The 16,267-nt window shown below is 39.8% G+C and carries 10 protein-coding genes and 1 pseudogene; 1 reads left to right on the top strand and 10 read right to left on the bottom strand.

Annotated elements, in window-relative coordinates; all coding sequences use genetic code 11:
- Positions 1-4: 4 nt before the first annotated feature.
- The 4 genes from IGI92_RS04050 to IGI92_RS04035 form a co-directional block, all read right to left on the bottom strand.
- Complete coding sequence (locus IGI92_RS04050; RefSeq protein ID WP_086333056.1) at positions 5-706, bottom strand: ABC transporter ATP-binding protein; 702 nt, start codon at positions 704-706, stop codon at positions 5-7.
- 5 nt (positions 707-711) lie between these two features.
- Positions 712-1,788, bottom strand: a complete 1,077-nt coding sequence (locus IGI92_RS04045; RefSeq protein ID WP_430608143.1) for an ABC transporter permease — start codon at positions 1,786-1,788, stop codon at positions 712-714.
- A gap of 318 nt (positions 1,789-2,106) precedes the next feature.
- Entirely contained in the window at positions 2,107-3,066 is a 960-nt protein-coding gene (locus IGI92_RS04040) for an L-lactate dehydrogenase (RefSeq protein WP_034878749.1), read from the bottom strand.
- A gap of 103 nt (positions 3,067-3,169) precedes the next feature.
- Positions 3,170-4,138 carry a TDT family transporter gene (locus tag IGI92_RS04035; RefSeq protein ID WP_086333055.1) on the bottom strand — a complete coding sequence of 323 codons (969 nt, stop codon included), beginning with the start codon at positions 4,136-4,138 and terminating at the stop codon, positions 3,170-3,172.
- A 150-nt stretch (positions 4,139-4,288) separates the two neighbouring features.
- Here IGI92_RS04035 and IGI92_RS04030 point away from each other — a divergent pair, with 150 nt between their 5' ends.
- Positions 4,289-5,143, top strand: a complete 855-nt coding sequence (locus IGI92_RS04030) for a LysR family transcriptional regulator (RefSeq protein WP_430608142.1) — start codon at positions 4,289-4,291, stop codon at positions 5,141-5,143.
- 100 nt (positions 5,144-5,243) lie between these two features.
- Here IGI92_RS04030 and IGI92_RS04025 read toward each other — a convergent pair whose 3' ends face one another.
- From IGI92_RS04025 to IGI92_RS04000, 6 genes and pseudogenes are all read right to left on the bottom strand, one after another.
- Positions 5,244-5,588 (bottom strand): DUF7006 family protein, encoded by a 345-nt coding sequence (locus tag IGI92_RS04025; protein WP_008377205.1) that lies wholly within the window; start codon positions 5,586-5,588, stop codon positions 5,244-5,246.
- A gap of 588 nt (positions 5,589-6,176) precedes the next feature.
- Positions 6,177-8,404 (bottom strand): annotated as a pseudogene (locus IGI92_RS04020) (glucosaminidase domain-containing protein).
- Between the two features lie 170 nt (positions 8,405-8,574).
- Positions 8,575-10,092 carry a hypothetical protein gene (locus tag IGI92_RS04015; protein ID WP_008377200.1) on the bottom strand — a complete coding sequence of 506 codons (1,518 nt, stop codon included), beginning with the start codon at positions 10,090-10,092 and terminating at the stop codon, positions 8,575-8,577.
- Positions 10,085-10,903 (bottom strand): hypothetical protein, encoded by an 819-nt coding sequence (locus IGI92_RS04010; protein ID WP_016613756.1) that lies wholly within the window; start codon positions 10,901-10,903, stop codon positions 10,085-10,087. The genes IGI92_RS04015 and IGI92_RS04010 overlap by 8 nt, the downstream gene beginning before the upstream one ends.
- A gap of 66 nt (positions 10,904-10,969) precedes the next feature.
- Complete coding sequence (locus IGI92_RS04005) at positions 10,970-11,695, bottom strand: class A sortase (protein WP_228100822.1); 726 nt, start codon at positions 11,693-11,695, stop codon at positions 10,970-10,972.
- Positions 11,696-11,789: 94 nt separating this feature from the next.
- The gene (locus IGI92_RS04000; protein WP_430608139.1) at positions 11,790-16,262 is read right to left on the bottom strand and encodes an LPXTG cell wall anchor domain-containing protein; all 4,473 of its coding nucleotides are present in this window, start codon (positions 16,260-16,262) and stop codon (positions 11,790-11,792) included.
- Positions 16,263-16,267 lie beyond the last annotated feature (5 nt).

The following is a 16,267-nucleotide window of genomic DNA, read 5'->3' as shown; positions in this document are numbered from 1 at the left end:
CCACTCAGACTTGTGCAGTTTCTCTTGATGGGGCGTTTTGTTCGATCAGATTGCCATCTTCCATTCGGAAAATGCGATCACTCCATTGGATCATTCGCTCGTCGTGGGTGACCATGACTGTCGCTTTCTTTTTCTCATGCGCTTCTTTCACCAATAACTTCACGACTTCATACGCATGATCCGTGTCTAAGCTGGCAGTTGGTTCATCCGCCAAAATCAAGCTTGGGTCATTAAACAACGCCCGGCCGATTGCTACTCGTTGACGTTCCCCACCAGATAAATCGCGGGGAAACTTGTCTTGAAGATCGAGAATATCTAATGAAGCAAGCAATTCATCAATCCGTTCCTTTTCCTTGGCTTTTCCTGAAACTTTGTCGACCAAATAAAATTGTTCCTTTACTGTTAGAAAAGGGATCAAATTCGAGCTTTGCAAGATAAACCCAATCTCTTTAAAACGCAACTTCCCTCGTTGCTTTTCATTTAATTGGGAAAAGTTCACCTGGTTGATGATGATCTCTCCGGTTGTTGGATTTTGTAAGCCGCCAGCGATGGTCAAAAAGGTACTTTTTCCTGAACCAGAAGGACCGATGATACTGACAAACTCCCCTTCTTGAACATGAAAATTCAGTCCTTTTAATGCCGTTACTTCGGTATGCTGCTTGCCAAATTTTTTTATAATATCCTTCATTACTAAAATGTCTTTCATCTTTGTTACCCTCCTATTGCCGTGATTGGATCGACTTTTGTGACCGTCCGAATGGAGAATAAGCCGCCTAGAACTGCCACGAGAATCAAGATGCCGCTATAAAGCAGCCATTGCTTTAATTCAAAGAAAAATGGCATGGCATCTGGTAAAAACAAGCTGGTGCCGTATGCCGCCGCAAAGGCTAGGGCTACCCCGATCACACCGACCATAAATGCTTGCGCAATAATTGATTTGGCAATAAAGCTGGTCCGAATCCCTTGGGCTTTCATCACACCAAAAATCGCTGTTTTTTGTAGGGTGATCACATACATGAAAATCCCCACGATTGCCGTTGCAACAACAAATAAGAAGTAGATCATGGCATTTAAGGTCAAGTTTTGGGCAGAAAATCCAGGAAGCTTTTCAATAAAGTCTTCCGTTGCCAACACTTTAAGCTGGGTTCCTTCTTGGTTATCGACTTTCGGATCACTTGATTTGGTCACAATGATATTGATGGGCTGCTCCTTATCAGATGCGAATGGTTGATTAGCAAACTTCATTTTCGTCCAAGTATCGAGGGAAGTATAAATCACTGGTGACACCGTATAAGACGTTTCTGGGGTGATCCCAACGACTTTGAAGGTTTCATCTGAGCGTCCGATTTTCACTTGCTCTCCGACCTTGATACCTTCTTCTGCTAAGTTTTCTGAAATCGTGATCTCATTTTCTTTTGAAAACAGCTTGCCCTCTAAGACTTCTGGTAACAAGAACGCATCGTCTTGTGTACCAAAAACAGTCACATTGACTTGTTCATCGTTGACCGTGATGACACTGCTGTATAAACCAATCGGGGCTTTTTGAGTCCCTGCTACACGGTCTAGATCCCCTCTCGTCAATTGTGAAGCCGCAAATGTGTCATTCGCATCTTCTGATAAAACGATCGCGGATGAATCCCAGTCGACGATGGCCTTTTTAAAATCCCAGTTAAGTCCGGTAGCTAAGCCAGACAATATAAAAACAACATAGGCGATCAAAAACATGATTCCTACGATCAACCCATATCTTAATTTTGAATAACGCATTTCTTTTATAGCCAGAAACATTGTTCTTTCCTCCTACTTTCCAAATATTGACAAAGTGTCACTTTTTGAAGAATACCACATAAGGTGACACTTTGTCACTTTTTACAACTCGGAAAGTTTGTAAGGTTGATCGATCATTCTTTTTCTGTCATTCACTGAGGATGTTTTTTCCTAAAGGAGTGTGAATAAAGAGAGTTGAATACTGGGCGTTTCGCGTAAAATACGCCATTTCCTTTTAACATTCTTTGCTAGATGAAAAAAAGCATGGCAGACCGTAAATAGTCGAACCATGCTTTGGCAAAAACGAACACGAGGATTTCATTATTGGTGTTCTAGAGATCAGCTGACTTTGCTTTGTCCAATTGTGGAAATTACTGCTCGTAACTGATGACACGAAGTATCAAACTGCCGTTTTTCCTCAGGTGTAAGCGTCAATTCAATAATTTCGCGGACGCCGTTTTGGTCCACGACTGCAGGAACCCCTGTGAATAAATCGTTGATGCCATATTCCCCATTAAGGTAGGAAGATACCGGCAGAATCGCTTGCTCATCATTTAAGATCGCTCGAACGATTCTTGCAACACTCATCCCTATCCCGTAAAAAGTTGCTTGTTTTCGATCGATGATTTCATAGGCAGCATTTTTTACTCGTTCAGAAAGAACCGCTAGATCGGCAACGGTCAAACGATCCTTTTGCTTGATCAATTCTACGATCGGTTTCCCACCGATCGTTGTATGGGACCAGACAGCGACTTCCGAGTCACCGTGTTCCCCAATGATGTACCCATGAATATTCCGTGGATCGATGGCTAATTTTGCCGCCACTTCTTTTCGAAGTCTTGTGGTATCGAGGGTCGTTCCCGTACCAACGACCCGATTGGCTGGCAACCCGGACACACGCCATGCTTGATAAGTTAAGACATCGACTGGGTTTGAAGCGATAACAAGCACGCCATCAAAGCCTGAAGCCATCACTTGTTTTGTGACGCTTGCCATAATTTCGGCGTTCACATCAATCAATTCAAGCCGTGTTTGTCCTGGCTTTTGGTTGACCCCTGCGGTAATAACCACGATGTCAGCATCTTTACATTCCGAGTACTCTCCAGCCCAAACTTTGATGTTTTCTTGCCCCCATGACATACCGTCTAACAAATCGAGGGCTTCTCCTTCTGCTTTGTCCCGATTGACATCGATCAAGACTAACTCATTGATTAGTCCTTGATTGATCATGGAATACGCAATGCTCGTTCCAACGAAACCTGTTCCGACAACGACAACTTTTCTGCTTGTACTTTTCATGTGCGATCCCTTCCTTTTCTTTTCAAATACTTGTGCTATTGTTTTGCGTATATTACGTATTTTCTCAAAAAATGTATGTTCTCTTGTGTACTCTTGTGTTTCCTTAATAACTATGACCGGCAATCAGCGCTTTGGCTTGCTGATACAAATGAATTGCATATTTTCCTAACACATAGCAGACGACAATCACGGCAAAGCTTGTTTCAATAATCGTTAAGGCTTGTAGAAACCCAAATATCAGTGGGTGATTCGCAAAAAACAGCGCTGATTTGAACATAGCAGTCGCTGAAATCACAAGAGGAAACGTAAATGCCGCATAGCTTGGGTAAAAGCCGACTGCCAGCATGTTTTTCATATAAGCGACGACACAAAAATAAATCGTTTGTGACAATAACAGCATAAAGGCGACAAACCAAGCAGAGCCTTGTTCAAATACGGAAAGGTAACCTGCTAAGCAAAGAGAACCCGGTGCTGTTAAAATCGTGATCAAAGGAACTGCCGCACGTTCCGTCAGCTTCTGATGGACGATTCGTTTTAAAATAATCGGCAAAAGCGCAAAATACAATACCAATGCGATCCAGACGATCACTTCCCCCAGCTCTTTAAAAAAGACAGCAGAAGTATTGGGAATGACGCCAATACCGACAAAGGTAATAAACCAGCTCGGATAAATGTATTCCAGCGAAAGGTCGACAGGCAAAATATGCACGACAACAAAATAGATCATTAAAGCAAAATGTAAGCCGATAGCCCCCCACCAGAGCAGATCATTCACCACTGCATCGGGAATGACCCGTTCAAAAACAGTGGAAATCACCATCAGCGCCATCGTAAAGGTCGGCGCCACAGAAGCAACGATTGGGTTTTGCAACTCTGACATCGTGTGCTTAAATGTAAAGCATACTTTCAGAAGGAAGAGCCCCATGATGAAAATACCAAGGGTGCAAAACGCATTTCCAACCGTCTCCATTCCTTCTGAATACAATAAATTCCCCAAAGACACAGTGCCTAAAATCAAGCCACAAATCGGGATTGGCAATGAATGTAAAAAATGCTGGATCGATGTTTTCATCAACTCATCCTTTCTAAACGTATGAAAATTTCAACTAAATTTGCTTTCTTTTTTCTCTACACTTATACTATAATCACCTGATAACTATTTGTAAAATTATACTTTTAAATACTAATTATAAATATTATTAATAATAAAGGAGTCCCCAAAATGATTGAATTGCTCAAAACCTTCATTGTTGTTTATGAAACGAGAAACTTTAGTCTTGCCGCCAAACAACTCTATAAAACTCAACCAACGATTTCCTTACAAATCCAACGCTTAGAGGCCGAACTTGGCTTCAAACTTTTTGAACGTAAAGGAAAACAATTGATTTTACCTACCAGCCAAGCGGAGTTTTTGTATCCTCGTGTGGTCGAGTCTCTCCGCTCAATGTCCACTATTTTTTCGCAAGCCAAAGACACCAAAAATTTTAAAACAGAGTGTGTGCTCGCTTGTTCGAATACGACCGCCGTCTACTTACTGCCCAGCATCATGGCGCAGCTGATTGCAGAATTTCCAACGTTTGCTTTTGAAATCAAAATCATGAATTCTCAAGAAGTAATCGATGCCGTCGAATCAAACAAAGCCCATATTGGCCTGATTGAAAAATCAATCGTTTCGCCATTGATCCAAAAAGAATTCGTCTATCGCGATGAATTGGTGTTAGCAGGCAACCTCGCTTCTGATTTTTGGGTCTTGCGGGAAAACGACTCGGGGATGTACTACATTAACGAAACCTATCTGTACGCAAAGCACTTGCATCCGCAAATCATCAAAGCCAATAACAGCGAAGTGATTTTGTCCCTACTAAAACAAAACATCGGCAAATCGATCATCTCGAAACTTTCATTACCAGAAGAGTTGCCTTGGCAGGAACTTGATCCAGAGTACCGCTATCGTGATCTTTTTATCATTCAGAATCGTCAGCGTGCGACGCCGGAGACCGGAGAGATTTATGAGGAGATTAAACGGCTGTTGTTGGAAAGGAATAGAGCTGCTGGTACTGGTGAATCGAGAAGATAACAAAATATCCTTTATACTGATTCTTAAGAAAATTTCTCAGAATCAGTATAAAGGATTTCAATCAGACAACTTCGATTTTTTGCAAAAAAACAAAATACATTTATGCGACGTTAAATACTAAAGAATATCTCGTTTCCATACTTAAATCATACCCACATAGTTCTTTAAAATAGCTTTGATAGTCATTTTCAATGATACGGATAATTTCTTCGCTTGGTAGTTCTTCAAATTTAATCAATTCAACTAATAGGTTTAATTTTGCATCAATTCCCAAAATTCTTGGCAGCACACTCCAAAAATTTTCTTTTGAGATTTCATCAGTTAGTTGGTTTAAACGCCGCAACAAATCAATTAAATAGTCTTTCAAATCTTTTTCTTTTCTTGATGCATTCCCAAATTCTTTTTGATAATAGCTGCTATATTCTTCTTTCATTGTGAATAGCATGATTCATAAGGTCCTCTCTATGTGATTATTTCTTTCTAATGCGTTCCAAAAAATAGTGAACATTTTTTGGAAGCTAATAAAATACATGCCTCTCGATAAAGTAGTTTAATAGGTGAGATAATGTATGAATGATACTCTTGAAACCTCTTCTTTAAAAAAATTTCCAGATGTAATTTATGAAGAAGCGACAATAGCCAATAAAAATCTCCTTCATTATGGGAGTCACTCTTGATCAACAAAAAACGATCAAGATGTAAAAGTGATTTTAAACATGCTATTAACGTCGGATTCATTGAATCCCCCTTGAATCCGAACGAGTTGGAAAGAGAAGATCCCCCAAAGAATACTGATAACCGCCAGTCTACTATTAAACATTTTACTTTTATTTTACATCACTGCCGATACCACTAAGCATTCATTTTGAGCAACTGACGTTCTTCTTTTAATACTTGTAAGACTTTTGATGTTAAGGTTCTATCGAGCATTTTCTCTTCCTGCTTTACTACCTTCATTTCCTTATTGACTCTTTTAGTTACACCTTTCCATAATAAGATTCATTCATCTTTTACTTGCCTCTTTTATTATTACTTATTTCGGTGTGATATATTGAACCAACGAGGAACGAGCTAGATCATTGCCAATCACTCGGTAAGAAATCGTTGTACCACCATAAACGTTTGAATTAAAATACCATTCGGTCCAACCGCTTCTACAAATGCGACATGACCATACCTGGGATCCGACCCCGCTGTCCCGTGGCTGAAAGAAATCAAGGTCCCGGCTTTTGGGGTTCGACTAACTTGATAACCTAATCTAAGACCAGTAGTTCCCCAATCTCCCCCATTTCCCATGTAATCATCTACACGACCACCTAATTGTGTGACTCGATTAAAGGCATACCAAGTACACTGACCTACAGGATAAGAACCAGAAGTATTATAATCTTTCCCATTATAAGCTGGGAAAGTCATTAACTCCCGATATTCATTTGGAACTTCTTCCAATCCTTTAATGAAGACACCACTTTGTTGTGATTGATCCTCATCGTATTGGGTCAACTCGTAAACAGCAATCAAAGAATTCAATTTCTGATTATAGCTAGTGTCTGTTGCATAGGTTCCGGTTAAAGCATCAGTTGCACGCAAATAGTTTTTTGCTTCTGAGCGCCAGACTGATTTATAAAAAAATGAATCGTGGGAAACGCCTCCGCGAATCAATGCAATATAATCTGTTAACGATTCATCGTAACTTGGATAAACACGAAAAGCATCTTGAATTTCAATCATTTCGCCATTTCCTAAATCCTCTTTGGTAGTCATCACTACTGCACCTTCTCGATAACTTCCTTTAATACCGAAAAGGTTATAATAGGGTGCCTTTGATAAAAGACTACTACCGTTGCCACTTTCTAAAATAGCTTGCGCAATCAAGACTGAAGCAAAGACGTCATACTCTTGCCCTAGTTTCCGAGCTTTTTCACTAATTTGTTTGATAAATTCATGTGTAGCAGTATTAAATTGGAAATCAAGTTGTGCTGGATAATTTTTCACCAACTCTTTACCTACTTCAGTTAACTCTGGTGATTGCGCACGTTTAATCAATAATGAAATGTTTTCTTCATCCCATTCTTCTTGATCGACCTGTTGATAGGACAGCTTCTCAAGATAAACCACTGAAGTCACTGATTGATTTAAATCAACGTCTTCATTCACTTCATCTTCTTGAGATTCTTGTTCCAATGTTTCTGACATTTCTTGTGTACCAATTGTCCCATAATAATCGTTTCCTAGCCAAATTCCCAATAATTGATTCCCTTCCGCAGTTTCCTTATAGAGAATATCACCAGGCTGTAATGAATTATAGGTTGATTCTTTCATATCAAGATTTTCTAGATTTGTCGCCAGTACTTCGTTATAAAGTTCTTTCAGCCAAGTATCGACTTCTTTACTCTCTAAGTCATCTGCGCCAACCTGTCGAATTGTTTGATACACCAACGCAGCTTGCCAGGAGTGGTCAAAGCTAGCTAATAACGGTAATGTGAAACTCCCTAACGTTGATTCAGCCACTTCACTACTTCTAAATGCATCTGGAAGTTGATTCTCTGCACTATTGAGTAAACCTTCAAAAATAGTATCAATCTCTTGATCTGTAGCAGGTGGTCGAGTCACCGGAGCACTCGGTGGAAATGGATTAGCTCCTGAATCAGAACTTTGATCCTCTTGATTTGTTGAGGAAGTTGGTGGATCGGGCTGCACTGGTGCCTCAGAAGAAGGTGGTACTGTTTGTTCAGCTTCTGGTACTTCAGACGGAATCGTTTCTTCTATTGGGATATCTGGTTGCTGCGATTCTTCAGGTTTGTCTGACTCTTGTTCTTCAGTGTTTTCTTCCCCCAACTCTTCATCTTCCCAATGAGACTCTTCTGGAAAGTCGGTACTTTCATCGGAAGATTCACTTGACTCTTCTATTATTGGAACATAACCATTAGACAATTCGGTTTTGGAGCTGGTACTCATTGCTATATTCGATGTTACATTAGACGCTTGTCGCATACTCGAAACTAACTCTATGTTGGGTTCTTGCAAATCAACATTCGATTGCTTCCTTTCCTTTGAGAAGGTGGATTGGCTTGCGTCTTCTGATTTATCAGAAAGATGATCAGTTAAATTGCTTGCCAACAAAGTTGGTGTGGTAAAACTTTGTGCTGCTAATACACCTAGGCTGATTAGTGTGATACCTATCTTCTTATTTTTCATCTTAATACCTCCTCGCGCTTCATTCTCTCTTTCATTGTTTCTTGCTTTCCTATTTCTATTCAAATAAACGCTTTTTTTAAAAATGTTAGATTATTACACAAAAATTTATCTATATTAAATATTCTTTGTTCTTAGTATTTTGCAACAGTTGACCATACATGACCGATATCCGATAAAAATGGTATGATTATCTTGTTTCTGTTGACTGTTGCAAGAATGCTCTTTCACAAAAATTATTTGTATTCTTCAAAGTCATTAAATTGTAATTTATTATGTGCTAGCTGTTTTACTTTAAATTGCAAATCTTCAAAAAGATTTGTCACTTCGTCTTTTGTTTCATCTACGTCGAATAGAATCTCTTTTGCTCTCTCATGAATAGAACTAACACGTACTTCTGCTAATCGAATCATTTTATTGGCTTCTAACTGTGCTTCTTCGACAGTTCTTTTAGCTTTTCGTTTTGCGAATGCTAATACTTCACCAATTTCCTCTTCGAACTCTTCTTTCTCTTTTTGCAACTTCTCTTTTTCTTTTGTTAATTTACTCAACTCTTTTTTTAATTCTTGAACTTCTTGAATTTCTTCAAGTTCTGTCTCTAGTTCCTGAAGGTCCTGGATTGCTTTTGGAATATCTTTTTTTGTAATAACTAATTCTGCTATTTCTTTCTCAGAAAGCTTATCTTTCAAAGTATCAATCTCATGTTGTTTTTCTTCTAATTTTTCTTCATAGCTTTCTTCAACTTTGTTGATGGTTGCCTTTAACTGCTCTTTCTCGACCTGCCATTCATCATATCTTTTTTGTGTATCAGCAATAACATTGGTTAATTGGCTTTTTAGTTGTTCAATTCGATAATCTTCCGTATTTTCTTTTTCTAATTCTTCACTATTTAAATGATTAGGGCCGTATTGCTCTAATGATTGTGTTAATTCAATTACTTTTTGTGTTGCTTTATTTAGTTCGTGTGTAAGATATTGGTTATCCTTCTTACTAGTTTCGAATTTATTTTTTAACTCCTGATACGCTTCTTTTATTTCTGAATTTTTATTTTGATTTTCAATCTCTTCTAATTTTGTTCTTAACTCTAGGTTTTGTGTATTCAATTCACTTTCAACCATATTTTTTTGACTAACCATTTCTTCTAACTTAGTTGAAAGTTCATTTTTTTCATTTATTGCTTTTTGAAGTTCCTTTTCAGTCGTTTCCTTGACTTCAATAGCCAATCGTAATTGTTCCTTCAAATTACTTCCGTCTTTAGTCTCTTTGTTCTTTGATTCCAAGTCATTTTCAATTTTTTCTTTTTGGCTTGTAATCTCTTTTACTTTAGTTGAAAGTTCGTTTCTCTCTTTTAATGATTTTTGTAATTCCTTTTCAGTCGTTTCGTTTACTTCAAGAGCTAGTCGTAATTGTTCCTTTAAATTATTTCGATCTTCGGTAATCTTTTTTAAATTATTCTCCTGCTGCTTCTGGATTTCTTTTATTGCGCTAAGATCATTATTTATTCTTTGATGGTTTTTCTTACTCATCTCTAGTTCTTGAAGCAAATTGTTCTTCTCAGCTACTAATGTATTGACCTTTTTTTCAAGTTGTTCAGTTCGCTCTTGTTTCTTATTGTTATTCTCCTGAGAGTGCTCTTTGACTAATTTATCGCTTTCTAACTCAGACTCAGTGTCATATAGATCAATAGACTCAACATTTACTTCTTGAATTTCATCTAATAATTTTTTGTAAAAACTTTTTTCTTTCTTAGCCATTCGTTATTACTTCTCCTTTTTGCTCTACTTTTTCTTTGACTTCAGTCTTATTTTCATTTTCTTGCTCCACACTATCATCGCCCTTTTCAAGCAATTCTAGTTCACCAGAATCTGTCCTTAAAAATACTTCATCAGAAATCATAGTTTCTGTATCGCTATCAAAAATTTGAATGTTTGCCTGATTTAAAAAACTTATGTCTTGAACTTCGCTTAAATAAACTTCGATATTTTCCTGTATCTTTGGTAGATCTTGTTGATTATTTACTTCAATATAGATTGACAAAATTAAGTATTGTAAAGGTACATTATTAGTGATGATTGACACAGTACGACCAAAATAGGGCGTAAGATCCCTGCCTATTTTTTCTTCATAAACAAAACGCTCTTCTGGCGTTATCTGTGCAAGGAGATCTTTCCAATCAATCTCAGAAAGACCAATACCTTCTTCCGGATAGCTATAGATTGATAGTTCCAAAAATTTTTCTTGTGCTTTTGATAATTCATCTACTTGTTTTTCTAGTTTCGTTAATTCTCCCGAAACATTTTCTACATACTTCTTATCTTTCATTTGTAATGTTCCTAATGTAATTAGGCTAAGGAGCATTGTGGCAGTCACACCTAAAATAATCCAGATATTTACACTTTGCTGTATTTGCTTAAAAACTATTAATTTTTTTTTTAGCAGCAAATCATTTCCAATTGCTAATTCTGTTTTCTTTAATTGTCGCTCTTTAAAAATCCTCCATGAGATGAGTATTAATAAGGCTATGCTCACGAGAAGCACAGATAAATAGATATACAATTTTTTCACCCTATCTTAATTGAGTTTTTTGGTACACCGTCTGTTCCATTGGAAAAGTAAGCATTAATTTAATTTTTAAGTAGATTCAAAAAAATCATTATGATATTCCACTGTCTCTATCAATTCTCCTTGAATTACTAGTCTTCTTGTTCCTCTGGCATCATCACATGTCACAAGAGTAATCATCTTCCGATTGGGGATATCTTCAATTAAATACGTACTTTCTGGGTTTACGATTTCTTTAAAAGAAACACTGTAGATATAGACTTTTTCCAAGTCTGTTATGTAAATCAAATCATTGATTTCCACATGCTCTAAAGGCCTAAATAATAAGCTTTTACTTTCACTTCTATGACTTGCAAGACTATAGTTTCCCTCTCCCATAACTTGGTCTTGTTTCATAGTTCCTGCTCCAAAACTTAACGTAAAATCTGTTACTCCAAAAAAAATAGGTAAGTCAATACCTACGCTTGGAATCAAAATTGCGCCCATCGTCCTATCCTTAGCTACTGTTTCGTTATTTTCATCTAGCTGTAATCTGACAATCGAAGACAAACTTGTCAATGAGATTGACTCAAAATCAAAACTGTTTTCCTCACTGGGCTCATTTTCTAATTCTGTTAATTTTTCATGATTCTCCTTCACTTGTTCCTTTGTCATATTTTCGATGGAAAACTGTTTTACATTCATATTAATGATTTGATTTTTTAGAGGAACACTAAAAATAGCTATTGCCCCTAAAATTATTAAAAATACTATGAGTATATTGGATATATACTTCTTCAGCGTGTCTTTAGCCATATACATTGACCTCTAAACTATTAATCCTTAAAATTGTTGATAGAACACGAAGAGTGTGTTCTATCAACAATCCAATTTTTATTTCTTTCTATTTTTATTTCTTTTTCTTTTTCTTTCTATTCCACAATCCAAATCCAGCACCTACAGATGCTAAACCACCAACAACTGAGGCTGCAATCGAGGAAGAACCTGTTTGTGGTAATTTGCTACCCGGTTTCTTATTGCCAGAGCCTGAATCGGAATCCGCATCCGCATCTGAATCGGAATCCGCATCTGAATCGGAATCAGAATCGGCGTCCGCATCTGAATCTGCGTCGGCGTCGGCATCGGCATCGGAATCGGCATCCGCATCGGCGTCGGAATCTGAATCGGAATCTGAGTCGGAATCTGAGTCGGCATCCGCATCCGCATCGGCGTCTGAATCAGCATCAGCGTCGGAATCTGAGTCGGCATCCGCATCTGAATCGGCGTCCGCATCTGAATCGGAATCGGAATCAGCATCGGCATCGGCGTCGGAATCTGAATCGGAATCTGAGTCGGCATCCGCATCCGCATCGGCGTCTGAATCAGCATCAGCGTCTGAATCGGAATCAGCGTCTGAATCGGAATCAGCATCAGCGTCTGAATCGGAATCGGAATCTGAGTCGGCATCCGCATCTGAATCGGAATCTGAGTCGGCGTCCGCATCAGCATCAGCATCTGAATCTGAGTCGGCGTCCGCATCTGAATCGGCATCAGCATCGGCGTCTGCATCGGCATCCGCATCCGCATCGGCGTCTGAATCAGCATCAGCGTCTGAATCGGAATCAGCGTCTGAATCGGAATCAGCATCAGCGTCTGAATCGGAATCGGAATCTGAGTCGGCATCCGCATCTGAATCGGAATCTGAGTCGGCGTCCGCATCAGCATCAGCATCTGAATCTGAGTCGGCGTCCGCATCAGCATCGGCATCAGCATCGGCGTCTGCATCGGAATCGGCATCGGCATCAGCATCTGAATCGGCGTCCGCATCTGAATCGGCGTCCGCATCTGAATCGGAATCTGAGTCGGAATCTGAGTCGGCATCCGCATCCGCATCGGCGTCTGAATCAGCATCAGCGTCTGAATCGGAATCTGAATCGGAATCAGCATCGGCGTCGGAATCTGAATCGGAATCCGCATCGGAATCAGCATCAGCATCAGCATCGGCGTCCGCATCGGCATCTGAATCCGCATCCGCATCGGCATCGGCATCAGCATCTGAATCGGAATCCGCATCGGAATCAGCATCAGCATCAGCATCGGCATCCGCATCCGCATCTGAATCGGAATCTGAATCGGAATCGGAATCGGAATCTGCATCAGCGTCTGAATCGGAATCGGAATCGGAATCGGAATCGGAATCAGAATCTGAGTCGGCATCAGCGTCGGAATCTGCATCAGCATCGGAATCTGCATCTGAGTCTGAATCGGAATCAGCATCGGCGTCTGAATCTGAATCAGCGTCTGCGTCTGAATCTGCATCAGCATCGGCATCAGCATCGGAATCGGAATCGGAATCGGAATCGGAATCCGCATCCGAATCGGAATCTGAGTCGGCATCCGCATCGGCGTCCGCATCTGAATCGGAATCGGAATCCGCATCCGCATCGGCATCTGAATCGGAATCGGAATCAGCATCGGCGTCTGAATCAGCATCCGCATCAGCGTCGGAATCGGAATCAGCATCGGAATCAGCATCGGAATCTGCATCTGAGTCTGAATCGGAATCAGCATCGGCGTCTGAATCTGAATCAGCGTCTGCGTCTGAATCTGCATCAGCATCGGCATCCGCATCGGAATCGGAATCGGAATCCGCATCCGAATCGGAATCCGCATCCGCATCGGCATCTGAATCGGAATCGGAATCGGAATCGGAATCAGCATCGGAATCGGCATCTGAATCAGAATCGGAATCGGAATCAGCATCTGAATCGGCATCTGAATCAGAATCGGAATCGGCATCCGCATCGGAATCTGCATCGGCATCCGCATCAGCGTCTGAATCGGAATCAGCATCAGCATCTGAATCGGAATCGGAATCGGAATCGGAATCTGAATCGGCGTCTGAATCAGCATCCGCATCAGCGTCTGAATCTGCATCAGCATCGGCATCCGCATCCGAATCTGAATCTGAATCTGAATCCGCATCCGAATCGGAATCTGAGTCGGCATCCGCATCTGAATCTGAATCGGCATCAGCATCAGCATCTGAATCTGCATCAGCATCGGCGTCCGCGTCCGCATCTGAATCGGAATCGGAATCCGCATCGGCGTCTGAATCGGAATCGGAATCGGAATCAGCATCCGCATCTGAGTCGGAATCTGCATCTGAATCTGAATCTGAATCTGAGTCGGCATCGGCGTCGGCATCTGAATCTGAATCTGAGTCGGCATCGGCATCCGCATCGGCGTCCGCATCCGCATCGGCGTCCGCATCTGAATCGGAATCGGAATCGGAATCAGCATCAGCATCGGCGTCTGAATCGGAATCTGAATCGGAATCTGAATCTGAGTCAGTATCAATAGGTTCTTGTATAATTACAGCAACCATATCAGACTGTTTATCATCACGATTTTCCTGATGTCCGTTTACAACAATACTTACTTCATCACCAAGATTGAGCTCAGCATCTAGTGGAATTTCAAATTCACCGCTAGCATTGATTGGTACATTCTTCTCTACAAGTTCACCATTGATATAAACGTCAAGTGAATACGTTCTACCAAATGTATCATCTTGTTCATGACTTCCTGTTATTACATTGTCACCAACATAGATATCATTTAGTTTTGGTTGATTGACTACCCAGTTATTGTAGCCAGTTGTGTCATCGACATTTACTGTTGTCTCAACTGCCTTAGTTCTTATCTGACTCGGATTAGCAACATCCGGTTGTTGTCCGACAACTCTGACTGTTACTTCATCGCCATAAGAAAGATCTAGATTTAATTCATTTACATCATATGCGAATACATAACTTCTACTTGTTACTGGAATATCTTCTTCAGTATTAACGAGACGGCCATTCACCAGTAGTTCTAAGTTATAGCTTCTCTCGTACGCTCTACTCTGAAGTGGAACACTTCCACTAATCAGTTGATCGTCTTCTTTTAATGGATCAACTCTTGCAGCTTGAACTTCCCATTGATCATAGTCATCGATATTTTCAACAATCATCGTAGTTGTTGAGCTTACTTTATCTTCATGCCCATCTTGTTTTCCAATGACATATGCTTCAACAACTGCACCTTCAGGCAGCGGCGCTGGTGATCCATCCACGATCCACATTGAAGAGAATTCAAAATCATTTGAGATATTTTCTCTTCTTAGGACTTCCTGCCCTTCAATAGTCAATACTAAATCATACGTTCTTCCCGCTTGACGATTTTGTGGCAAGTTTAACCCAGTAACTAAATACTCACCAGTGTACGCTTGATGAACTATTGGATTACTTACTACCCAATCTTCATAGTCTACAATATCTGTACCTGTGCTATGGTAAGTAATACCAGAATATTTTGTATACCTTTTTCCATTGCGCAATACGTATTGATGAACTCCTTTTACCCTTGCGGTAACGATATCACCCTCTCGCAGAAAACTACCAAAATCGTATTCCCAATTGCCGTCTTCATCCATACCAATTGTATCTCTTGGTACACCATTGACTAATAGTTCAACAAAATAATCGGTATCATGTTCATTAACGAGATCTTGCTTCCCATTTCCATAGAAATTTTGATCGTCAGAAGTTAATAATGTAGTCGTCTCTACCGGGTTCTCTATCCAAGTGTTATAAATCCCCTCAGAAGAAAGTTCCCCGGATATTGTTCCACTACCTCCAATAACAATCCAGTCTGCACTAGTTGTTACACTTCTAACAGAGTAATTATCCTTCCTAATCACCATGTTGTCTCGAGGATTATCTTCTTTCCATCTTGCCAAATCAATCTTTAGATCAATAGCAATATCTACACTACTCAACTGAAATAAATAGTTAGGGGTATAATAGGTGATGGAATGGGTATCAGGATCATACCCCATCGTTTCATAACCTGAGATAATGCCGGTTCTCGCATCCCATACATCTTTAATGTCTTCAGTTACATTACCCCAACCGAAGACAGTTGACGGTCGAGAAATCGTTCCTGAAATATAGTCTGTATAATTTGGGGTTAAGAAGAATTGATCTGCTAAATCAGGATCTAAATAGATCGTTTGCTTAAATTGAGAAAACAAACCAATGTTTAGCCATGTATTAGATTCACCTGCTGTTGCTATGTGAATCCCGTCCTCATCTGCAGATAATTTATTGAACTTATCTGTGAAGCCAAAGTTAATCCCTATTCGAGGTGCAACTTCTTCATAGCCTCCTGTGCTATCTGTAACGTTTACAGACTCGGCATTTACTTTTGTTTCAGCTACAAACAAGCCGCTTGTAATTACACCAGCAATCATAGCATTGTAAATTAGCTTATTTTTAGCATTTTTTTTCTTAATATTTTTCCTATTCAAAGACTGAACGTGATCAAATTGATTTTTCATTTTTT

This window comes from Enterococcus sp. DIV2379 (assembly GCF_050542965.1).
In the GTDB taxonomy this organism is placed as follows: Bacteria; Bacillota; Bacilli; order Lactobacillales; family Enterococcaceae; genus Enterococcus_D; species Enterococcus_D entomosocium.
The sequence above is the reverse complement of the archived record's forward strand: the minus strand, read 5'-3'. Positions and strand labels throughout refer to the sequence as shown.